Annotated in this window: 17 protein-coding genes; 12 read left to right on the top strand and 5 right to left on the bottom strand. The window is 49.0% G+C overall.

Annotated features, from left to right (window positions below; translation table 11 throughout):
• The first annotated feature begins 4 nt into the window (after positions 1-4).
• The 4 genes from ACI0FR_RS11495 (at position 5) to pyc (ending at position 6,272) form a co-directional block, all read left to right on the top strand.
• Positions 5-337 (top strand): cupin domain-containing protein, encoded by a 333-nt coding sequence (locus tag ACI0FR_RS11495; protein ID WP_374832587.1) that lies wholly within the window; start codon positions 5-7, stop codon positions 335-337.
• Positions 338-413: 76 nt separating this feature from the next.
• Positions 414-1,094 carry a GntR family transcriptional regulator gene (locus ACI0FR_RS11490; RefSeq protein ID WP_404907594.1) on the top strand — a complete coding sequence of 227 codons (681 nt, stop codon included), beginning with the start codon at positions 414-416 and terminating at the stop codon, positions 1,092-1,094.
• A gap of 170 nt (positions 1,095-1,264) precedes the next feature.
• Positions 1,265-2,443, top strand: a complete 1,179-nt coding sequence (locus ACI0FR_RS11485) for a diaminopropionate ammonia-lyase (protein ID WP_404907592.1) — start codon at positions 1,265-1,267, stop codon at positions 2,441-2,443.
• A 373-nt stretch (positions 2,444-2,816) separates the two neighbouring features.
• A complete protein-coding gene (gene pyc / locus ACI0FR_RS11480; RefSeq protein ID WP_404907590.1) occupies positions 2,817-6,272 on the top strand; it encodes a pyruvate carboxylase in 3,456 nt (1,151 codons plus the stop codon).
• A 61-nt stretch (positions 6,273-6,333) separates the two neighbouring features.
• On the opposite strand, the gene ACI0FR_RS11475 is transcribed toward pyc, so the two are convergent.
• From ACI0FR_RS11475 to ACI0FR_RS11465, 3 genes are read right to left on the bottom strand one after another with little or no spacing between them, the layout of a single operon-like run.
• Complete coding sequence (locus tag ACI0FR_RS11475) at positions 6,334-8,667, bottom strand: xanthine dehydrogenase family protein molybdopterin-binding subunit (RefSeq protein ID WP_404907589.1); 2,334 nt, start codon at positions 8,665-8,667, stop codon at positions 6,334-6,336.
• 2 nt (positions 8,668-8,669) lie between these two features.
• Entirely contained in the window at positions 8,670-9,173 is a 504-nt protein-coding gene (locus ACI0FR_RS11470) for a (2Fe-2S)-binding protein (protein ID WP_404907587.1), read from the bottom strand.
• A complete protein-coding gene (locus ACI0FR_RS11465) occupies positions 9,170-10,039 on the bottom strand; it encodes an FAD binding domain-containing protein (protein WP_374832575.1) in 870 nt (289 codons plus the stop codon). Before ACI0FR_RS11465 ends, ACI0FR_RS11470 begins: the two co-directional genes overlap by 4 nt.
• A gap of 230 nt (positions 10,040-10,269) precedes the next feature.
• On the opposite strand from ACI0FR_RS11465, the gene dctP reads away from it, so the two are divergent.
• From dctP to ACI0FR_RS11425, 8 genes are all read left to right on the top strand, one after another.
• Positions 10,270-11,280, top strand: coding sequence for a TRAP transporter substrate-binding protein DctP (gene dctP, locus ACI0FR_RS11460; protein WP_404907585.1), 1,011 nt, complete (start codon positions 10,270-10,272; stop codon positions 11,278-11,280).
• 71 nt (positions 11,281-11,351) lie between these two features.
• The gene (locus ACI0FR_RS11455) at positions 11,352-11,864 is read left to right on the top strand and encodes a TRAP transporter small permease (RefSeq protein ID WP_404907583.1); all 513 of its coding nucleotides are present in this window, start codon (positions 11,352-11,354) and stop codon (positions 11,862-11,864) included.
• A gap of 1 nt (position 11,865) precedes the next feature.
• On the top strand, positions 11,866-13,179 hold the full coding sequence (locus ACI0FR_RS11450) for a TRAP transporter large permease (RefSeq protein WP_374832569.1): 1,314 nt from the start codon (positions 11,866-11,868) through the stop codon (positions 13,177-13,179).
• 68 nt (positions 13,180-13,247) lie between these two features.
• A complete protein-coding gene (locus ACI0FR_RS11445) occupies positions 13,248-14,519 on the top strand; it encodes an ArgE/DapE family deacylase (protein ID WP_404907581.1) in 1,272 nt (423 codons plus the stop codon).
• A gap of 13 nt (positions 14,520-14,532) precedes the next feature.
• Entirely contained in the window at positions 14,533-15,150 is a 618-nt protein-coding gene (locus tag ACI0FR_RS11440) for an SRPBCC family protein (protein WP_404907579.1), read from the top strand.
• 32 nt (positions 15,151-15,182) lie between these two features.
• Positions 15,183-16,187, top strand: a complete 1,005-nt coding sequence (locus ACI0FR_RS11435; RefSeq protein ID WP_404907577.1) for an XdhC family protein — start codon at positions 15,183-15,185, stop codon at positions 16,185-16,187.
• A 4-nt stretch (positions 16,188-16,191) separates the two neighbouring features.
• The gene (locus ACI0FR_RS11430) at positions 16,192-17,820 is read left to right on the top strand and encodes an NTP transferase domain-containing protein (RefSeq protein ID WP_404907576.1); all 1,629 of its coding nucleotides are present in this window, start codon (positions 16,192-16,194) and stop codon (positions 17,818-17,820) included.
• 166 nt (positions 17,821-17,986) lie between these two features.
• Complete coding sequence (locus tag ACI0FR_RS11425; RefSeq protein ID WP_374832559.1) at positions 17,987-18,754, top strand: TSUP family transporter; 768 nt, start codon at positions 17,987-17,989, stop codon at positions 18,752-18,754.
• A gap of 47 nt (positions 18,755-18,801) precedes the next feature.
• Here ACI0FR_RS11425 and scpA read toward each other — a convergent pair whose 3' ends face one another.
• Both scpA and ACI0FR_RS11415 read right to left on the bottom strand, forming a co-directional pair.
• Positions 18,802-20,946 (bottom strand): methylmalonyl-CoA mutase, encoded by a 2,145-nt coding sequence (scpA, locus tag ACI0FR_RS11420; protein WP_404907575.1) that lies wholly within the window; start codon positions 20,944-20,946, stop codon positions 18,802-18,804.
• Positions 20,946-22,949: an acetyl-CoA carboxylase biotin carboxylase subunit gene (locus tag ACI0FR_RS11415; protein ID WP_404907573.1), complete on the bottom strand. Its 2,004-nt coding sequence runs from the start codon at positions 22,947-22,949 to the stop codon at positions 20,946-20,948. The genes scpA and ACI0FR_RS11415 overlap by 1 nt, the downstream gene beginning before the upstream one ends.
• Positions 22,950-22,967 lie beyond the last annotated feature (18 nt).

Below are 22,967 nucleotides of genomic sequence, written 5' to 3'. Positions count from 1 at the left end.
ATGAATGAAAATCTGGAAAGATGGCGATAAACACGGCATTACGCCGCCCAACCATTTTGGCGGTTTGAACGTATTGGATATTGTGCCTTTTGCGGGCTCCAATTTCTGCATACAGGTTTCTAAAGCGCCGAAAGGCGGTGGAGGAGAGCTGCATCACCATGACGACGTGTCGCAAGTCTTTTATATTGCGTCGGGTGCTTTAACCTTTGATACAGGTAAAGAGCGCTTTACTTTAACAAAAGGTCAGGCCGTTCTGTTCGAACCGTTTGATCCTCATTATACGATTAACGAGCAAGATGAAGAATGCGTCAGCATCGTCATCACAGTTAAACAATAACAATATTTTCGTTGGAACATGAACGCCGGTTCTGATTTCCTGATACGAAAACCGATAAAGCGCAGATGGCAAAAGAATGAATGTAACTTTGGATCAAACCTCTTCACCAGCCAATTTAGTCCAGATATTGGAAGATGATATTTTAAGCGGTCGTCTTTTGCCGGGCACAAGGCTTGATGAGCAGGCGTTGGCCAAAAGGTTCGAAGTTTCACGCACGCCCGTGCGTGAAGCACTGCGTCATCTGGCTTCCAGCGGGTTGGTGGAAATCAAACGTAATCAGGGTGCAACCGTGATGGAACTGACAACGCGCAGCGTTGTCGAAATGTTTCAGGTGCTTGCGGAAATGGAAGGATTGGCAGCTCGTTTATGTGCCCGCCGTATGACCAGAACAGATATTGAAGTTCTGCGCATGGAAAATAATATTTGCCGTGAAAAGGCTGGTGAGGATGACCAGACCGGCTTTATTTTGGCGAATAATGCATTTCATGATGTCATTTGGCGTTGTTCACAAAACCAGTTTCTCTATCAAGAAGCTTTTAAACTGGGCAAACGCCTTAATCCTTATCGTCGTTATGTAACTCATCCGCGGCGCATGCAGGAAAGCTGTGATGATCACAGCCGTTTGCTGCAAGCCATTGAAAATGGTGATGGCGAATTGGCTGACAGACTGATGCGCGAGCATGTGGAGCTGATTGCAGGTGGCGCGGCAGATGTTGTGGTAGCACTCGAAAGCAGTGTCCTAAGCCACACAGACTGATGCTGTCATTTGACCGTCATGATGCTTTTATAAAAAAGCAGAATTGACTTTATTTCGGGGCAAGAGTGGCTTTTTAATTAGTGCTGCTTTGTTCTGACGAAAAATATTTCCCGACTTTCAACCGGCCGGAATATTTCCGGTATAGATCTATTCGCATGGGAGTGAGCGCGATGACGGACGTTCGTCTGGTAGAGAATAAATCGGCACAAAAGGGTCAAAAACTTGATCATGCGCAATCGCTGATCGCTGGTATTGCCGGCGTTGAAGAGGTCAAATCATTTTTAAGTGCATTTCCGGATTATCAGCCAACACCGTTGGTTGAGTTGAAAAATCTGGCACAAAAACTTGGCCTGAACACTATTTCATTTAAAGATGAGGGCGGCCGTTACGGTCTTTCAAGTTTTAAGGCACTTGGCGGTGCTTATGCGGTAGCGCGTGTAGTTCATGCTTATGTTGAAGAAAAACTGGGCCGTAAAATTGCGCCATCAGAACTCACCAGTGATGAGTGTAAAGTGGTTGCGAGCCAATTGACGATATGCTGTGCTACAGACGGCAACCACGGCCGCTCGGTTGCATCGGGCGCAGAAAAATACGGCTGTCGCTGTGTCATTTTCCTGCATGAAAATGTCACCCAAGGTCGTGAAGACGCTATTGCCCGTTTTGGTGCAGAAATTATCCGCACCAAAGGTAATTACGACGATTCCGTGGCCCAATCTTTTAAAATGGCGGAAGAAAACGGTTGGATGGTTATTTCCGACTTTTCGCGTGCCGGTTATACTGAAATTCCAGGGTTGGTGATGCAAGGCTATACGCTGATGCTTAACGAAATCTGGGATCAATCAGATGAAGATTACACCCATATTTTCATTCAGGCTGGTGTAGGTGGTTTGGCTGCGGTCGTTGCCGGCTTTTACCTCGATAAGATGGGGAATAAGCGACCAAAACTCATTGTCGTGGAACCACAACGCGCAAATTGTCTGCAGCGCAGTGCCGAGGCTGGTCATTCATTGGCAATGGAACCGGGTGACGAAACTATCATGGCGATGCTTGAATGCTATGAACCATCACTGTCCGCATGGGAAGTGCTTGAAAAAGCCGCTGATTATTATCTGACTGTCGATGAAGACATAGCAGTGACAGCCTTGAAACAATTGGCACATCCGTTTGGCAGTGATCCATCCCTTAAAATTGGTGAATCAGGTGCCTCCGGTTTGGCCGGACTTTTAACGGCAACTGATGATCCGGCACTAATGGCAAAACTTGGGCTTAACAATGATTCCCGTGTGCTGTTGATCGGCACAGAAGGGGCGACTGACGAGGCACTTTATCAACGTTTGCTGGCAAGCTGACCGGTATAAAATTCCGGACGGCAGCTTTGCCGTCCGGAGTTGAATGATAAAAATTTATAACAAAATTTATACAGTCGTTCTCTGAATGGAACGAAGCGTACTTTACTCAGATATAATACAAAAACAGGTCAGCATTACTTACCCATTGAAAAAATTGAATAATCTTCCAGATGAATGTCATAACACAATGTCATTGGAATAAAAAATTCAACCGAAACGAACGAAAATTTCGTTTTGCATTTTTTCGTCTAACATATCCAAGCAACTATCTTATTGATATTCCGTCTTAATTAGTTCAGACAAAGTATCAAAATGAGAATTGAGAGTTACGCTTGCAGTAAATTCCACCAGATATAATACGGGAGATTTTATCTTGTCCATCAGGAAGATTCTTGTCGCTAATCGTTCCGAGATTGCTATCCGCGTATTTCGCGCGGCCAACGAACTGGGGCTTAAAACGGTAGCCATATGGGCTGAAGAAGATAAACTTTCCCTTCATCGCTTTAAAGCGGATGAGAGTTATCAGGTCGGTCGCGGACCCCATTTGGAGCGTGATCTGGGGCCGATTGAAAGCTATCTTTCCATTGATGAAATCATTCGTGTCGCCAAATTATCCGGCGCTGATGCCATTCATCCCGGCTATGGCCTGCTTTCCGAGAGCCCTGAATTTGTCGATGCCTGTGATAAAAACGGCATTATTTTTATCGGCCCTAAGGCTGAGACCATGCGCCGTCTGGGCAATAAGGTTTCCGCGCGTAATTTGGCTTTGGAAGTGGGTGTGCCAGTGGTGCCCGCCACTGATCCGCTTCCTGATGATATCGAGGAAGTGAAAAAGCTGGCAGCCCAAATCGGCTATCCGGTGATGCTGAAAGCCTCGTGGGGTGGCGGTGGCCGCGGTATGCGCGCTATCCGTTCTGAAAAAGATCTGGAACGCGAAGTGGTGGAAGCCAAGCGCGAAGCCAAGGCGGCTTTCGGTAAAGATGAAGTTTACTTGGAAAAACTGCTGGAACGGGCGCGCCATGTGGAAGTGCAGATTTTGGGTGATACCCATGGCAATGCGGTGCATCTTTTTGAGCGCGATTGTTCCATTCAGCGCCGCAACCAAAAAGTGGTCGAACGTGCACCAGCACCTTATTTGAGCGATGAAAAACGTCAGGAAGTGGCGTCTTATGCGCTGAAAATTGCCAAAGCGACTGATTATATCGGCGCTGGTACTGTCGAATTTTTGATGGATGTCGACAGCAATGAGTTTTATTTCATTGAGGTTAATCCGCGCATTCAGGTCGAACATACGGTGACGGAAGAAGTCACCGGTATTGATATTGTCAAAGCGCAAATTCATATTCTTGAAGGCTTTGCGATTGGCACGCCGGAGTCAGGTGTGCCTGCGCAAAAAGACATTCATTTGCACGGTCATGCGCTGCAATGCCGTATTACCACCGAAGATCCAGAGCAGAATTTCATTCCGGATTATGGGCGTATTCAAGCCTATCGTTCAGCTTCCGGTTTCGGCATTCGTCTGGATGGCGGTACCGCTTATTCAGGTGCATATATTACCCGTTATTATGACCCGCTTTTGGTGAAGGTGACAGCTTCCGGCTCCACACCGATTGAAGCGATACGTCGGATGGATAGAGCGTTGCGTGAATTTCGTATTCGCGGAGTTGCCACCAATCTGACGTTTGTGGAAGCGATTATCAATCATCCCAGCTTTCTGGCGAATGATTATACAACCCGTTTCATTGATACGACACCTGAGCTTTTCACCCATATGAAGCGTCAGGATCGTGCGACTAAATTGTTGACTTATATTGCTGATGTGACGGTGAACGGTCATCCGGAAACGCGTGGCCGCGCCCAGCCTGTCGCAACAGCCGCACCAAAAATTCCTTATACGCCGGACAAAAAGATTGTCGATGGCACCAAACAATTGCTGGATCAGTTGGGCGCAGAAAAATTTGCCCAATGGATGCGTGAGCAAAAACGGGTGCTGGTAACCGATACCACCATGCGTGATGGTCATCAGTCGTTGTTGGCAACGCGTCTTCGTACCTATGATATTGCACGCATTGCCGACACTTACGCACGGGCACTGCCTAATCTTTTCTCGCTGGAATGCTGGGGCGGCGCGACTTTTGATGTGTCGATGCGTTTCTTGACCGAAGATCCGTGGGAGCGTCTGGCAATGGTGCGTGAAAATGCACCTAATATTCTGCTGCAAATGTTGCTGCGCGGTGCCAATGGCGTTGGTTATAAGAGCTATCCGGATAATGTGGTCAAATATTTCGTGCGCGAAGCAGCGCGCGGCGGCGTTGACCTTTTCCGCGTTTTCGACAGCCTCAATTGGGTTGAAAATATGCGCGTTTCGATGGATGCAATTCGGGAAGAAGGCAAACTTTGCGAAGCCGCCATCTGCTATACCGGCGATATTTTAAACAGTGCCCGCCCGCAATATGATCTGAAATATTATGTTGATCTGGCGCGTGAGGTGGAAAAAGCCGGTGCCAATATTATTGCAATCAAGGATATGGCTGGCCTGTTGAAGCCGGCAGCTGCCAAACAATTGTTTAAAGCGCTGCGTGAAGCGACCGATCTGCCGTTACATTTCCACACCCACGATACATCCGGCATTTCTGCTGCCACCGTTTTGGCGGCAGTGGATGCTGGTGTTGATGCGGTGGATGCGGCGATGGATGCCCTTTCCGGCAATACATCGCAGCCGTGTTTGGGTTCCATTGTCGAAGCATTGCACGGCGATGAACGCGATACCGGTCTTGATGCCGACGCCATCCGCAAAATCTCTTTTTATTGGGAAGGGGTACGCAATCAATATGCAGCCTTTGAAAGTGATCTGAAAGGTCCCGCATCGGAAGTTTACCTGCATGAGATGCCGGGCGGTCAGTTCACCAATTTGAAAGAACAGGCGCGCTCATTAGGGCTTGAAAGCCGCTGGCATGAAGTGGCGCAAACTTATGCAGATGTGAACCAGATGTTTGGTGATATTGTTAAAGTCACACCATCCTCCAAAGTGGTGGGCGATATGGCTTTGATGATGGTGAGTCAAGATTTGACGATTAAGGATGTTGAAAATCCGGACAAGGATATTTCTTTCCCTGATTCCGTTGTGTCGATGATGCGCGGTGATTTGGGGCAACCGCCTGCTGGTTGGCCTGAAGCGCTTCAGAAGAAAATTCTGAAGGGCGAAAAGCCATTCACAGTGCGCCCGGGTTCATTATTGGCGCCAGCCGATCTGGAAGCCGAGCGGGCAAGTGTTGAAACGGTAGTCGGGCGCACAATTTCCGATCAGGAATTTGCTTCATCGCTGATGTATCCGAAAGTGTTTGCCGATTATGCGGCAGCACAGGAAAATTATGGCCCAACCAGCGTTTTACCGACACCGGTTTATTTCTATGGTCTGGCATCCGAGCAGGAAGTGTTTGTTGATCTGGAAAAGGGCAAAACCCTTGTCGTCGTCAATCAGGCAATGAGTGAAACAGATGAAAAGGGCATGGTCACTGTGTTCTTTGAACTTAATGGTCAACCGCGCCGTGTTAAAGTGCCAAACCGTGCCAAGGGTGCAGCGGGTGGTGTGAAGCGTAAAGCGGACATGGCAAATGACAAACATATCGGCGCACCGATGCCGGGTGTGATTTCGACCGTGGCTGTCTCAAGCGGTCAAGCGGTTAAAGCAGGCGATGTGTTATTGTCATTGGAAGCGATGAAAATGGAAACCGCGATTCATGCCGAACGTGATGGCAAATTGGCTGAAGTGCTGGTACGCGCTGGTGAGCAGGTGGATGCAAAAGACCTGCTGATTACTTACGAATAAGTTTTTCTGGAGTTGTAATCATAAAAAACCCCGACAGAAATGTCGGGGTTTTTCGTTTAATTTAACGCATATTTGCTGTTAATTCCCAGATGTCGCTGGCATTGAGAGGTGTAAATGGCACATAAACATTAAGCGCATTGGCCACTGCATTGGCAATTGCAGCAGGGGGGCCAATAGCTCCGCCTTCACCCAAACCTTTGGCACCCAGCGGTGTTAACGGCGTTGGCGTTTCAATGTGATGCACTTCGATATTTGGAATTTCCGGTGCAATCGGCATCAGATAGTCAGCAAAGCTGGTGGTTAAGGGCTGCCCTTCTTCGTCATAGACAAAATGCTCGAACATTGCTGAACCGATGCCTTGCACCACGCCGCCACGCACCTGTCCGTCCACCACCAATGGGTTGAGAATGGTGCCGCAATCTTCCACCACAACAAAGCGCTTCAGTTTCATTTTTCCGGTTGGTACGTCAATTTCAACCACGGCCGCATGGGTGGCATTGGCATAGGTTCCGTCCGTTGGCCCATCAAGTGCATATTCGGCATCCAAGCCTGGCAAGATACCTTCCGGCAATTGGTCGACATTGCGTATTGCTGCACGCGCGATGGTTTTGAGCGGCACATTGCGCCCCGGATCACTGCGTAAAAAGGCCAAATTATCCCGTAGCTCAATGTCATCACTGCTTGCTTGCAGAAAATGAGCCGCAATGGCCTTAAGTTTATTGGCAATTTGTAAGGAGGCCATATGGACGGCACCGCCGCCCAAAGGCCCGCCGCGACTGCCCCATGTGCCGACCGAGTAGGGTGAACCCATTGTGTCTCCATGTTTGACAAAAACATCTTCCGGCCGCACGCCCAAGGCGTCGGCTGCGACCTGCGCCATGGTGGTTTCCAACCCTTGGCCATGACTTTGCAGCCCTAAATTGATGGTCACTGTGCCATCCGGTGCCATTTGTACATGCGCTGCAATATAACCGGTTTCAATGGGTGTACGACGACGGGCAAAATCGGGTGTTCCATGCGCGGTTTGCTCTAAAAATGTGGCAATACCGACGCCAATACGGGTGGTTTTGGAGCTTTTTGATGCTTCAGCCGCTGCAATATCGTCTTTCAACAATTCCCTGATTTGCAGGATGGATTGCTCATAAGACCCCGGATCATAGGTAAAGCCGAGCACGTTTTTATATGGAAATTCGCGGATGATATTTTTCAGGCGAAATTCAAACGGATCCATGCCAATTTCTTTGGCAATATCATCCATCAAGCGCTCTTGTGAGAACACGGCAGACGGGCGCGCCACACCGCGATAGGTGCCGAGCGGACATTTATTGCTGGCGAGCGCACGGAATGTGGCCTCATAAGCTTGAAAATCATAAGGCCCCGGCATGACTTTTGCAGCCATTCCCGGATCACCGGCAGCGGTAAACGGAAATGTCGAATAGGCACCGACATCGACACTGATATCAGCCTTCAAACCTAATAAGCGACCATCTTCAGAGACATAAGCTTCCAATGTATGATCATGATCGCGGGCATGAATACTGGAAATCAGATGTTCGCGGCGATCTTCGATCCATTTGACCGGACGGTCAACCTGCATTGCAATCCAAGCGATCAGTACCTCATCGGGGAAGACTTGCCCTTTGACACCAAACCCACCACCGACATCGGGCGCAACAACGCGGATGCGCGATTCCGGCAAGCCCAATTCTTCTGAAATATAAGTGCGCACCAGATGTGGCATTTGAGTGGACGACCAGACGGTTAAAAACCGCGTTGCCGGATCCATATAAGCGACAACACCGCGGCCTTCCATTGGTACGCCGGCTTGTCTTTTATTGATATAACGACGTTTGATGGTATAATGGGCAGCAGCTTTTGCCGCCTCCAGATCGCCACCTTTCATTTGCCGTTCGACAAAGGTGTTTTTTGTCCAATTATCAAAAATTGGCGGAATATTCGGGTCAAGCGCATCCTTCATGGAAGCGACAATGGCCAGCGGTTCATAATCGATGAAAAGTTGCTCTGCCGCATCTTCTGCATGATAAGGGTCCTCAGCCAGTACAGCTGCCACCGGTTCACCGACATAGCGTACTTTATCAAGAGCCAGCAAAGGCTGCTCTGAATATTGCATTTCAGGATAATCCTGATGGGCTTTCATCGACAAATGGCGGGTGTCTTCACCGGTAAAAACCCAGGTTTTAAAACCGATGTCTTCCAGCGCAAATTGATCGATTTCCACAATTTTGGCATGGGCGGATTGCGCACGTGCAAAACGCAAATGCAGCATATCCGGCATTTTGATATCGTCAATATAACGTGCCGTGCCCGACAAAAGCCTTGTATCTTCAAAGCGTTGAATGCGTGCGCCGATATGGCGGGGGCTTTCAGGTCTCATATTCAAGCCCTTTCCGTCAATTGAGATGAAATCGCTTTTTTAACCGCGGCCACAATACCGTGATAACCGGTGCAGCGACAGATATTGCCGCTCATAGCTTCACGAATATCAGCTTCTTCCGGCATTTCGCCCAGTTCAATTTGTTGGCTGACATAAGGCGCGAGTGTCATCAGAAAACCAGGAGTGCAATAGCCGCATTGCAGGCCATGCTCGCTTTTGAATGCCTGTTGCAAAATATGGGTGGCATCAATGCCGCCAAGGCTTTCGACAGTTTTGATTTCGCGTCCGTCACACTGTACAGCAAAGGTCAGGCAGGAAAGACGCGGCAAGCCATCAAGATGCACAGTGCAACAACCACATGCGCCATGCGCACATCCGATATGGACACCGGAAAGATTGAATTCATGGCGCAAAACATCTGCCAGCAAATGTCTGGGTTCGACTGAAACCGTGCGGGTATTACCGTTAACCGTCAAAGTTACATTCATTTTTGATTGTTCGCTCATGCTGCTTCCAATGCTTTGTTGCAAGCGCGCTGCAATGTGCGCTTTGTCAATTCACCGATCAGGTTTTTGCGATAGGCAGTAGTAGCGGTAAAATCGCCAGCCGGATTAAACTGGCCGGAAAACTCGGCAGCCAGTGTGTCAAAATTGACTTGATCCAAGCGTTTTCCGACTAATTGCGCTTCAATCGCAGGGCCTCGCGTTGCAACCATTTCGGCACCGCCACAGACAATTGCCGCAGTTGCGATAGTGCCGGCCTTATGGGTAAGTGCGACACCGATAGAAGCAATGGCAAAATCGCCTAAGCGCTCGCCAAGTTCGCTAAAAGCACCGGATGGTTGCTCTTTTGGCAATGGAAACTCCACTGCAATAACCATTTCACCCGGTTCCACGGCAGTGACATAGGCACCATGAAAGAAATCTTGTGCTTTAACGCGGCGTTCGCCTTGCAGCGAGCCTAAAATAATTTCCGCATCATAAAGAACGCACATGGCAGGTAATTCTGCGGTCGGATCAGCATGGGAAATACTACCGCCAAGCGAGCCATGTAAGCGGATCGTGGGATGAGCGATCCAGTGAACGGCTTCCTGAAATGCTGGAAAGTAGGCTTCAATATGCGGATTGGTTGCATATTCATGATGGCGCACCAGTGCACCGATGCGTAAAAAATTTGGCAGTAATTCAAACTGGTTAAGCGGTAGCCGGTTGATATCAACCAGATGATTTGGCCTTGCTAAACGCAAATTCATCATTGGTACCAGACTTTGCCCGCCTGATAAGGGGCGGCCATCTTCACCAAACTCGGCCAATAATTGATAGGCGTGCTGAAGGTCATCAGCGCGATGATAGCTAAAACCCGAAGGGCGCATGTCACTCCTCCCAAAGTGATGGAACCTGTGAAACAGGAAACCCGCTTATATCGTCATATTTATTTGTAAGCTACGCAAAGATTGTATGCAATACAAAAAACTTTGTAGACAAGTTGGATGTAAACGCATTACGATACATTTGCGCTCAAAGGAGGATTTGAGTGTAAGCCGCATTTTTGGCGAAGTGCGGTCGGGGAGAAATCAAGGGAGGAAATGACATGATTTCGGTCATGAGGCAATTTATTACCCCTGTTACATCGATAGCTTTGGCAGGTGCGCTTCTGTGGAGTGGCACGGCGTGGATGACAGAGGCGCAAGCAGCAACTGTAACATTAAGAATGGTCGGCGCATGGGCGCACGGCTTTTCACCAACTGCCGATATCGGCAAAAATTTCATGGATAATGTAAACCGCATTGGTGAAGGCAAAGTGCGGGTGCAATATATGGGTGCAGATGATGTTCTGCCGCCTTTTGATCAGCCGGAAGCGCTGGTAAATGGTGTTTTTGATGTCTGGTATGGTGCACCAAACTATTGGGCAGGTGTGGTGCCGGGCGGAGACATCACCGAACTTTCACCTTATAAAGTGCCGGATAATGGCCCGGGCAGTAAACTACATAACTATTTGGTTGATCTTTATGCCAACAAAGGTGCACGTTATATCGGCCACGCCAGTGGAGATCTAGGTGTAGGTGTTCATTATATCAGTACCAATTTTCCGGTAAAATCCATTGACGACATCAAGTCGAAAAAGCTGCGTTCAGCACCGCTGACCCGACATTTCTTGAAAGATGCGGGCGCAGAATCTGTCACTTTGCCACCGAGTGAAATTTATCTGGCGATGGATCGCGGTACGGTTGATGGTTTCAGCTGGCCGGTTGCCGATGGTTTTACCCGTTATGGCTGGCAGAGCGTCACCAAATACATGATCGACCAGCCGATGTATCGCAGTGGTGCAAACATTGTGATGAACCTCGATAAATACGAGGCATTGTCGCCTGAAATTCAAGCCATTCTCGATCAGGCCATGTCCGAAACACAAGAATGGACACAAGGCTGGTTTCAACAAAATCTCGATGAACAAACGGACCTGATGCAAAAAGCCGGCATGGAAGTGGTGAAGCTTTCACCCGAAGAAGCCGAGCGCTGGAACAAGGTCGCTGTTGATTCGCTCTGGGCTTATTACGCTTCTATTCTAAGCGAGAAACAAATCTCTGAAGTCAAAGAGCTCTTCGAACAATGATGTCTGAGGTTTTTGCTCTTGGAAGTGACCTTCCAAGAGCAAAGCTCCATTCGAACGAATGCAGGTTTGTTATGAAAACAATTGAGAAATTCTACGACTTCATTTTGAATTTGTTTGCCTTTCTCGCATGTCTCACATTGATTGCTATGATGCTGGCAACGGTTATCAAAGTGGCGATGCGTGTCTTCTTTAATTACGGCATCCACGGCATCGACCAGATCAGTGGCATCATGATGGTCTATATCACCTTCTTAGGCGCTGCATGGGTGTTGCGCAAAGACGGTCATGTTACGGTCGATATTCTGATGACGATTGTCTCGCCGCCGGTGCGTCGTGCCATGCTGATCATTTCTTCGATCATTAGCGCCATCGTCTGTCTGATCATGGCTTATTACGGCTATCACGCCATTATCCGCTCCATTCAGCGCGGTATTATGGTGGCAGCTGAACTTGAAATCCCGCGCGCCATCAATCTGGCGGTCATTCCGGTTGGATGTTTCCTGCTGGGCGTAGAATTTATCCTGCGCACACTCCGTTTTATCCGCGCCGATAATATTCAACCATCCAAACCTGCGGAGCACTAAAATGGAGTGGTGGACTTTTCTGTTATATTTTTTCGCGGGGCTCACCGGCTTGATGATGCTGGGTGTGCCGGTGGCTTTTGCCTTCATGACCGTCAATATGCTGGGCGTGTTTTTCATGTGGGGCGGAACAACCGGCTTCAGTCAGTTAGTTTTGAGTATTGATAGTTCAATCTCGACCTTCATGCTGGTGCCGGTACCGATGTTCATTTTGATGGGCTCGGTGATGTTTCATTCAGGCATTGCACCGCGTATGATCGAGGTGCTTGATCAGTGGCTAGGCTTTATTGCCGGTCGTTTGGCAGTGCTGACTATTGGTGCGGGAACTGTACTGGCGACACTGACTGGCGTGGCGATGGGTTCAGTTGCAATGCTTGGCTCAACCTTGACACCGGAAATGGAACGCCGCGGTTATGCGCGTACTCTAGCAATCGGTCCGGTGCTTGGCAGTGGTGCTTTAGCTATTCTCATTCCACCAAGCACTTTGGCGATTGTTTTGGCGAGTGTTGGCGGATTTTCGATTGCCAAAACGCTGGTTGCCATCATTGTGCCGGGCATTTTGCTGGCGATTGCTTATATCCTTTATATCGTCTTGCGCGCTACTTTACGTCCGCAAGATGCGCCGACTTATGAAATAGAAATCGTGCCTTTTCGTGTAAAAATGAAAAATACGCTGTTCTATCTCGTTCCGCCGGTTTCGATTGTGGTGCTGACGATCGTTTTTATCTTCACCGGTATCGCTACACCGACTGAATCGGCTGCAATCGGAACATTCCTGACGTTCATTCTGTCTTTCATGTATGGAAAACTGAATTGGCAGACCGTCCGCAACGCTCTTTCGTCAGCTTTGCAGCTGACAGTGATGATCCTGATCATTTTGACAGGTTCGGCAGCCTTCAGTCAGTTATTGAGTTTTTCCGGCGCAACTACGGCCATCACCGAATGGGCAACAACTTTACCGGTCGCACCGCTGGTGCTGATGCTGATCATGATGCTGATTGTGATGGTGATCGGTATGTTTATTGAACAGACATCGATTGTTCTGGTCACCATGCCGATTTTTCTGCCAATCATCCATGCCATGGGCTGGGAACCGATTTGGTTTGCTGTGGTGATGATGGTCAATCTGGAACTTGCCACCATTACTCCGCCAGCAGGATTATCGCTTTTCGTTATGAAAGGTGTGGCGCCCGAAGGCACCACAATGGGCGAGATTTATATGGCGGCAGTACCGTTCATTCTCATTAATATCAGCCTGATGGCTTTGCTGATCTTTATCCCTGACATAGCGCTCTGGCTGCCAAGCCTGATGGACTGATGATCATCAAATAAAATCGGAAATCTTGTCTTTTAAGGGCGTGAAGCCTTCAACAACCGGAGAATAAAATGAGTTCTGCGACCCGTCAGAAAATTCTGGAAACCATTGAAAATAATCAGGATGCCTCGGTCAAATTCTTGCAAGAAATGATCGCGATCCCCTCTGTTACCGGTGATGAGGCTGCTATTCAGGCTTATGTCGCCGATTATATGAACAAGATCGGCCTTGAGGTCGATATGTGGGAAACCGATTGGGAGGAATTGAAAAAACATCCCGGTTATCGCCCTGTCGCGATGGGTTACGAGGGCCGTCCGAATATTGTGGCGACATTCAAAGGCACCGGCGGAGGCCGTTCATTGCTTCTCAATGGCCATACGGATGTTATTCCGGTCGGCAATGGTGAAGGCTGGTCAGATAATCCTTGGTCGGCAAAAATCGACAATGGACGTATTTATGGTCGTGGTGCCGCTGACATGAAAAGCGGTGTGGCAAGCCATATTCTGGCTGTCGAATATCTGAAACAAGCGGGCGTAAAACTGAAAGGAGATGTCTATATCAACGTGGTGATTGATGAAGAGGTTTCCGGCCACGGTACGCTTGATACGGTAATGCGCGGCTATAAAGCGGATGCCGGTATTTCGGGAGAAACCAGTGATCTGGCAGTGCAGCCGGCTTGCATCGGTCGCATCTGGTTTGAAATTGCTGTGCAGGGCAAACCGGCGGGAATTCAAAAGCGCTATGAAGGTATTTCCGGCATTGATCTGGGCAATAAAGTTGTGCAGGCCGTTAAAGAGCTGGAAGATTACCGCGTGGCAATCGTGCGCCATCCGCTTTACCCGAATGCGCTGGATTCTCTGCCATGCATTATCGGCAGCTTTCAGGCCGGTAACTATCCAAGCGCTTTTCCTGACACCGCATTGTTAAAAGGTAGTATCGGAACGGTTCCGGGTGAAGATCATGAAGGGGTGAAGCAAAGTCTCGTTGATAAAATCAACGAAATGGCCGCACAAGATCCTTGGATGAAAGACCATCCGCCGGTGGTGCGTTTTGTCGGCTATGATGCGCAGGCATCCGAAATTCCGGTCGATCATCCGATTGTTGATCTGGTGAGCAAAAACTATACTGAACTGACCGGAAAACAGCCGGTTATCAGTGGGCGTCAGGGTGCTGCCGATACACGTTTCCTCAACCTTTATGCAGATACACCAACAGTAATCTTCGGACCGGGCTCAACGGCGGTTATGCATGCTAATGACGAATATGTATCGATTGAGGATTACATCACATCTATCAAGGTGATGGCGCTTTGCATTTATGATTGGTGCGGGGCAGAAAACTAAAAAGGGGAGTATCATGGCTGAGATTAAACAGGTTTTTAAAGTCAATCATAACCGCAAAGTTGTGTGGGAGAAGTTTCAGGATTTGGCAGCGGTAGTGGCCTGTATTCCGGGAGCACAACTAACCGAGCCACCGGTGGATGGTGTTGCCAAAGGGCGCATTACGGTGAAACTTGGCCCTGTGAAGGCAGATTTTGGCGGCGAGGCCAAGGTGGTACCGGATGAGGCAAGGTTCACTGGCGTTATCACTGGGGTGGGGATTGATAAAAATCATTCTTCGCGCGCTAAAGGCGAGGTGACTTATGCGCTGACTGAAGAGGGAGAAAACACCACCGTTGTTTCGGTGGATGTAAATTATTCACTCTCTGGCTCCTTGGCGCAGGTTGCACGTGGTGGCATTGTTGAGGCGGTTGCCGGTCAAATCTGCAAAGAATTTGCCAATAATTTGGAAGGTGAATTGTCTGCCGGAGCAGAACCGGTAGCAGAAAGTTTTGATGCCGCTGAGGGCGTTGCTGCACCGTCACCAAAGCCGGCTGCACCACGCAAACATGCACCGGCAAAAGAGCTGAATATGCTGAGTGTTTTATGGGCAGTGTTTAAAAACAAGCTAGGCGCACTTTTCGGGCGTGCCTGAAAATGTGTCGATAAAAAGGGAGGAGGGGCTAAATGAACTTAAAACTGACGCAACAGGATGTGTTGTTTCAGCCCCTTCTGATGGCTGTGAAATGGTTAAAGGAAAACCGACCTGCCGCCATTGCCACTGTCATTGAAACATGGGGCTCGGCGCCGTGTCCTGTCGGTAGTCACTTGTTGATTGATAATCACGCTAATTTCTATGGTTCTGTTTCTGGTGGCTGCGTGGAGACAGAAGTCATCGGTCAAGCACTGGATGTCATCACAGATGGAAAATCTCGTGTGCTGGAATTTGGCATTGCCGATGAAACCGCATGGCGTGTCGGCCTTTCATGTGGCGGACGTATTAAAATTCTGGTGACACCGTTAACGGCTGTCTTTACTGATATTTCTCAAGCATTGGAAAACCGGCGTGCAAGTTATTTGCTGACCAATATTCAAAATGGCGCTCAGCAGCATATTTTTGATGGTGATGTTTCATTGCAGCCTTTGATGGAAAATGTGAGTATTGGCAAGTCCGGTATACTTAGCCTTGAGGGGCAAGATTATTTTCTCAATATTTATGCGCCACATCCGCGACTTGTTTTGGTCGGTGCGGTGCATATCAGCCAGAACCTGCTGGTCGCAGCCAAATTGACCAATTTCGATGTCACTATCATTGATCCAAGATCGGCCTTTGCGACAGAGCAACGTTTTGGCGATGCGGATTTGCATGTGGAGTGGCCGCAAGATTATTTCGGCAAACACGCATTAGATAAACATACGGCTGTGGCTGCCTTGACGCATGATCCGAAAATAGATGACCCTGCATTGATCGCTGCATTACAGGCGAAAGCATTTTATATTGGGGCTCTGGGTAGCCGAAAAACCCATGTAAAACGGCTTGAGCGACTTTATCAGGCAGGCTTTTCGGAAAATGATTGTGGATTGATCCATGCGCCGATCGGGCTTGATATCAAGGCGCAAGGTCCTGCTGAAATTGCCATTGCAGTTTTGGCGCAGGTGATTGCCGCCTATCGCAACCGTTCAACGGAATAAATCCATGCAGTTTGGTCGCTTGTCATTAAAGGATGCATTGGGAGCTATTCTCGCTCATACGATCATTGCCGATGAAAAGGTGATCAAAAAAGGCTCGATTTTAACGCGCAGCGATATTGAACATATCAGATTGGCAGGGCATGCAGATGTGCTGGCTGCCAAATTGGAAGCCCTTGATATTGGTGAAGATGATGCGGCACGACGCATTGCAGATTGCTTGTCTTTTGAAAATATCCGTGCAGGACTTGCAACCACGGGACGGGTTAATTTCTATGCGGAAAAAGCCGGTCTTTTTTGCGTTTCAGAAGAACTGGTTCATGCTATTAATCGCGTTGACAGCTCGATAACCTTGGCAACATTAGCGCCTTTTACCCGCACAACTGTCGACATGCTGGTTGCAACGGTTAAAATCATTCCCTTTGCAGTCGATCAGTTACATATGCAAAAAGTGCAAAGTCTGGCCATCAGACAGCGAGCATTTGCGGTTAAACCATTTTCTCCTAAAAAAGTCGGCTTGATCCAAACCACATTGCCAAATCTCAAAATCAGTATTCTTGACAAAACAGCCAAAGTTACCGCCAGGCGCCTGGAGCTTAATGGCGGCGATTTGGTAAGCGAGATGCGCGTTGAGCATCAAGTGCCGTTCGTTGCAGAGGCGATCAAAGGCACATTGAAAAATGCCGATATGGCCGTTATTTTCGGGGCTTCCGCGGTATGTGATCCAGATGATATCGTACCGCAGGCTATTCGCCTTGCCGGAGGCAAGATCGAACGCATCGGTATGCCGGTTGATCCTGGTAATTTGCTGATATTGGCAAGTCTGGATGGCAAACCTGTACTGGGGGCTCCCGGATGTTCCAGAAGTCCGAAAGAAAATGGTTTTGATTGGATTTTGGATCGTTTGATGGCTGATTTAAAAGTTGATCATCAAATGGTCTCCAGAATGGGGGTGGGCGGTATTTTGTCTGAAATTCCAAGCCGGCCTTCACCGCGGGAAATGCTGAAAGCAGATTTTAAAGGTGATGTGGCAATTGCTGTTTTGGCTGCCGGACGCTCCAGCCGGATGGGTATGCGCAATAAATTGCTGGCACATTTTGATGGTGTGCCGCTTATCAGGCGCTCGGCAGAAGCGGCAATTGCCGGTGGCGGGCGACCGGTCATTGTTGTGCTTGGCCATATGGCTGAAGAAATTGATATGGCGCTGCATCATCTAACCATTAAAACCATTATAAATCCCGATTACAGTCAAGGGCTATCAACTTCAATCAAAGCAGCACTTGATCATCTGCCGCCTTCTGCAACGGGATTAATGATCCAGCTTGGTGATATGCCGCAGATTAAAGCTACGCATATAAGGGAAATGCTGGCGGCATTCGACAAAAGCCGTCATCGTGCGGTCGTTCGCGCAACTTGTAATGGGGAGGCTGGTAATCCGGTGGTTATTCCTTCCAGCCTTTTTGCAGAACTTGCAAAATTGCAAGGGGATCGTGGTGCGCGAACTCTGATTGAAAAAAGTGCTGTTGAAGTGATTGATGTCGAAATTGGCGAAGCCGCTTTGAGTGATGTCGATACCGCGGAAGCTTTGGCAAAAGCCGGTGGATATTGGGCTGACCGATTGATTTCAACTATTTGAAATGATTTCCTTGCTGAAGTTTATTTTAAGGTCAGATGCGCCAAGAAGCCATTGTTTATTTGCTAAATGATTGCTTTTTATTGCATATTGGTGCTGCTTGAGAGATGCTATTTGCGTCGCTTAATTCACTCACCTTTATATATAATAATCTGAAAGCAATATCATTATGGAACCGGCTAATATGGCAGCGCTTTTGCTGCTGGCAGGTCTTGCGGCCTATATGCAGACGCTCACTGGCTTTGCGTTGGGGTTGATCATGATGGGCGGCATAGCATTGGCTGCCATAATGCCGATAAATGAAGCGGCGATATTGGTGAGTTTTTTAACGGTCGTGAATGCTGCACAAGTTTTGGCAAAAGGTTGGCGCAATATCGCCAAGCGTGAATTTACGCTGATTATAATCCCAAGCCTTTTGTTTTTGTTGATCGGTTACTGGCTGCTTGGGCTTTTACTTGATAGTTCGGTTGTTTGGCTGAAATTGGTACTTGGCATTTTTATTATTATTTCGAGTATCCAGCTGCTTATGAAACCAACGCCTTTGGAAAAGCCGTCTGCAGCGGGATCGTTTATTTTCTTTGGTTCATTAGCCGGATTAATGGGTGGTTTATTTTCAACCGCAGGACCACCATTAGTTTATCATCTATATCGACAGCCTTTAAGACTTGCGGTTATCCGCGAAACGCTGGTGGCAGTTTTTGGACTGAATGCGCTGGTGCGACTTGGCACTGTAATGGCGGCAGGAGAAATGCCATCAATTGATTTTTGGTGGAGCCTTTTGGCCATACCGGTCGTGATCTTATTTACATTTTTGGCGCGTCGTTTTCCCCCACCGCTTTCGGCTGTTGCCTTGCGGCGATTGGCATTTGTTTTGTTGTTTTTGTCCGGCGCATCATTGGCAATACCGGCAATTTTCACGCTTGTTGCAGATATTTAGTGCGTATAGAAAAAGGCTCCCGTATTTATCTGGGAGCCTTTTTGATCTTACAGCGTATTAGGACGTTTGCCTTCCAGAAGATCAAGCACCGTACGTGCTGCTTCCATCACATTGGTGCCGGGGCCAAAAACGGCTGAAACACCATTTTCATAAAGGTAATCATAGTCTTGGCGTGGAATAACACCGCCAACCACGACAATCGCCTGACCAGCACCGCGTTCTTTCAACGCTTTAATGAGTTGCGGCGCCAGTGTTTTGTGACCGGCTGCCAGTGACGACATGCCAACCACATGCACCTTCTGCTGCACGGCCATATCTGCCGCTTCTTCCGGTGTTTGGAAGAGTGGGCCAGCAAGCACATCAAAACCCATATCGCCAAAGGCAGAAGCAATGATTTTGGCGCCACGGTCATGGCCATCCTGACCAAGTTTCGCGACCATAATTTTAGGCTTTTGGCTTAAAACTTTGGAAAATTCGCCAAGGCGCTCGATAAGTGTTTGATATTCCGGATCGCCGTCATAGGCATCCCCATAAACATCGCTGACAACTTCCGGAATGGCGGCATGGTCACCATAAACAACACGCAATGCATCGGAAATTTCGCCGACTGTGGCACGCGCACGCGCGGCTTCCACCGCGGCTTCCAGAATATTACCCTGTTTGGTGCGGGCAACTTCCGTTAATGCCGTAAGGGCTGCTGCCACCTTGGCGGCATCGCGATTGCGTTTCATTTTTTCAATGCGCTCGATCTGCGCCAGACGCACCGCCGTATTGTCGATTTCGAGAATATCGAGTTGGTCTTCGTTTTCGAGGCGGTATTTATTGACGCCGACGATCACTTCATCGCCGCGGTCAACAGCAGCTTGACGCCGCGTTGCCGCTTCTTCGATCAGGCGTTTCGGCATGCCGGTGGCAACCGCTTTGGTCATGCCGCCAAGCTCTTCCACTTCTTCAATCAGCGCCCAAGCTTTTTCAGCCAGATCATGGGTGAGGCTTTCGACATAATAAGAACCGGCCAGCGGATCCACCACATTGGTGACGCCGGTTTCATGCTGCAAAATCAACTGCGTATTACGCGCAATACGAGCCGAAAACTCCGTTGGCAGGGCAATCGCTTCATCAAGCGCGTTGGTGTGCAGCGACTGTGTGCCGCCAAGTGCTGCCGACATCGCCTCATAAGCAGTGCGGATAACGTTATTATAAGGGTCTTGTTCCTGCAACGACACGCCGGAGGTCTGGCAGTGGGTGCGCAGCATCATAGATGAGGCTTTTTTCGGCTCGAATTCTTCCATGATGCGTGTCCACAGCAAGCGCGCGGCGCGAAGCTTGGCTGCTTCCATAAAGAAATTCATGCCGATGGCGAAGAAGAACGACAAGCGCCCCGCGAAATCATCGACATTCAGGCCTTTTCTCAAGGCTGCGCGCACATATTCGCGCCCGTCGGCCAATGTGAAAGCGAGTTCCTGCACCAGTGTCGAACCCGCTTCCTGCATATGATAGCCGGAAATGGAGATCGAATTGAAGCGCGGCATTTCTTTGGCTGTGTATTCGATAATATCGGCAATAATCCGCATGGATGGTTCCGGCGGATAGATATAGGTGTTGCGCACCATAAACTCTTTCAGAATATCATTCTGAATCGTGCCGGAAAGCTCGGCGCGGGAGCAGCCTTGTTCTTCGCCAGCGACAATGAAATTGGCCAAAATCGGAATAACCGCGCCATTCATGGTCATGGAAACAGACATATCTTTGAGCGGAATACCGTCAAAGAGAATTTTCATATCCTCGACACTGTCAATCGCCACACCTGCTTTACCGACATCGCCGACAACGCGGGGATGGTCGCTGTCATAGCCGCGATGGGTTGCCAGATCGAAAGCAACGGACAAGCCTTTTTGTCCGGCAGCAAGATTGCGTTTATAAAAAGCATTGGAGGCTTCAGCGGTGGAAAAACCGGCATATTGGCGGATTGTCCATGGACGACCGGCATACATGGTGGCGCGGGGGCCGCGTACAAAAGGCGCAAGACCGGGCAGTGTATCCAGATGTTGCACACGCTCCAGATCATCGGCGGTATAAAGCGGTTTCACCGGAATGCCTTCCGGTGTCTGCCATGTCAGTGTGTCGGGAGATCGTTTGACCTCCTTTTCTGCCAGTTTCTGCCAATCGGCCATTGTTACTTTCGCCGCCATTAAATGAACTCCAGAATAAGCTCATCGACAGCCAGACTTTGGCCGGAAGATGCCAGTATGCGCTTTACCACGCCGCTTTTTTCTGCGCGCAAGGTATTTTCCATTTTCATTGCTTCAACAATTGCCAATGCTTGTCCTGCCTCTACGTGATCGCCCTCCGCGACTGCAATGGAGGTTATCACACCCGGCATCGGGCACAATAGCATCTTGGATGTATCCGGCGCTTGCTTGACCGGCATCAGCTCGGCAAGCTCCGCCACTCGCGGACGACGGACAAAACATTTAACATCAATGCCGCGATAGCGTAGACGCAAAGCATTGCCGTTAATGTCAACTTTAACGCCCATTGTTTCGCCGTCTACATTGAATATGCCAAGCTGATCGCCTGGTTTCCATTCGCTTGCCACATGCAACACAGTATTGGCACCGATCAGAATACGCAAACCGGCTTCATAGTCTTCCATGGTCAGAGCAAGGCATTGATGGCCTAAGCTGACAACCCATTCTTTGGCCAATGGTGCCATGTGGTCGCTTAAACGACCGCTGATTTGGGCAGCGCGTTCCTGCATGATTTTATTGATGAATGCGGCAACAGCTGCCAGTTTTTGTGCGGTTTTCACATCCGCATTAACACCTTGGAACCCTTCCGGAAATTCTTCGGCGATGAAAGCCGTGGTGATATTGCCGTCACGGAAGCGCGGATGCTGCATAACGGCTGACAGGAACGGCAGATTGTGGCCGATGCCTTCCAATTCAAACTCGTCTAAAGCAGCGCTCATCGCATCAATTGCGGTGATACGATCCGGTGCCCATGTACAAAGTTTTGCGACCATCGGGTCGTAATACATGGAAATTTCGCCACCTTCATAAACGCCGGTATCATTGCGCACAATGGTGCCGTCAGTGTTTTCACCTTCCGCTGGCGGGCGATAACGTGTGAGGCGGCCAATGGACGGCAAGAAATTGCGATATGGATCTTCGGCGTAAAGGCGGCTTTCAATCGCCCAGCCGTTCAGTTTGACTTCGCTTTGTGCAATTGCCAGTTTTTCACCGGCGGCAACACGGATCATTTGCTCGACAAGGTCAATGCCGGTGATGAGTTCCGTGACCGGATGTTCCACCTGCAAGCGGGTGTTCATTTCGAGGAAATAGAAATTACGTGAACCATCAACGATAAATTCAACCGTACCGGCTGAAGTATAACCTACGGCCGCGGCAAGTGCTACAGCCTGTTCGCCCATGGCGCGGCGTGTTGCTTCATCCAAGAAAGGAGACGGGGCTTCTTCCACCACTTTTTGGTTGCGGCGTTGAATGGAGCATTCACGTTCGCCCAAATAAATAATATTGCCGTGTTTGTCGCCAAGTACCTGAATTTCGATATGGCGCGGCTGGGTGACAAATTTTTCAATGAAAATACGGTCGTCACCGAATGAGTTTTTGGCCTCATTCTTGGCAGCCTGAAAGCCTTCACGTGCTTCCGTTTCATTTTCGGCAATACGCATGCCCTTGCCGCCACCACCGGCGGAGGCCTTGATCATCACCGGATAGCCGATATTGGAGGCAATTTTCACCGCTTCATCAGCGCTTTCAATCAAACCCATATGCCCCGGAACTGTGGAAACGCCAGCTTCAGCGGCCAGTTTTTTCGAGGTGATTTTATCACCCATCGCTAAAATTGCGCCTTCTGGCGGGCCGATGAAAGCAACGCCGAGCTTATCTAAAGCTGCGGCAAAAGCCGGATTTTCCGACAAAAAGCCATAGCCCGGATGCACCGCATCAGCGCCGGTTTGACGGATGGCATCGAGAATTTTGTCGATGACAATATAAGACTGGTTGGATGGTGCAGGGCCGATATGCACGGCTTCATCAGCCATTGAGACATGAAGCGCGTTACGGTCGGCATCAGAATAAACAGCAACTGTGGCAATGCCCATTTTCTTCGCGGTTTTGATCACGCGACAGGCAATTTCACCTCGGTTAGCAATAAGAATTTTTTTAAACATATTAAATCCAGCTTCGGT

The sequence above is a fragment of the Paenochrobactrum sp. BZR 201-1 genome, assembly GCF_044987585.2.
Taxonomy (GTDB): domain Bacteria; phylum Pseudomonadota; class Alphaproteobacteria; order Rhizobiales; family Rhizobiaceae; genus Paenochrobactrum; species Paenochrobactrum pullorum.
This window is presented reverse-complemented; position numbering and strand designations above follow the sequence as displayed.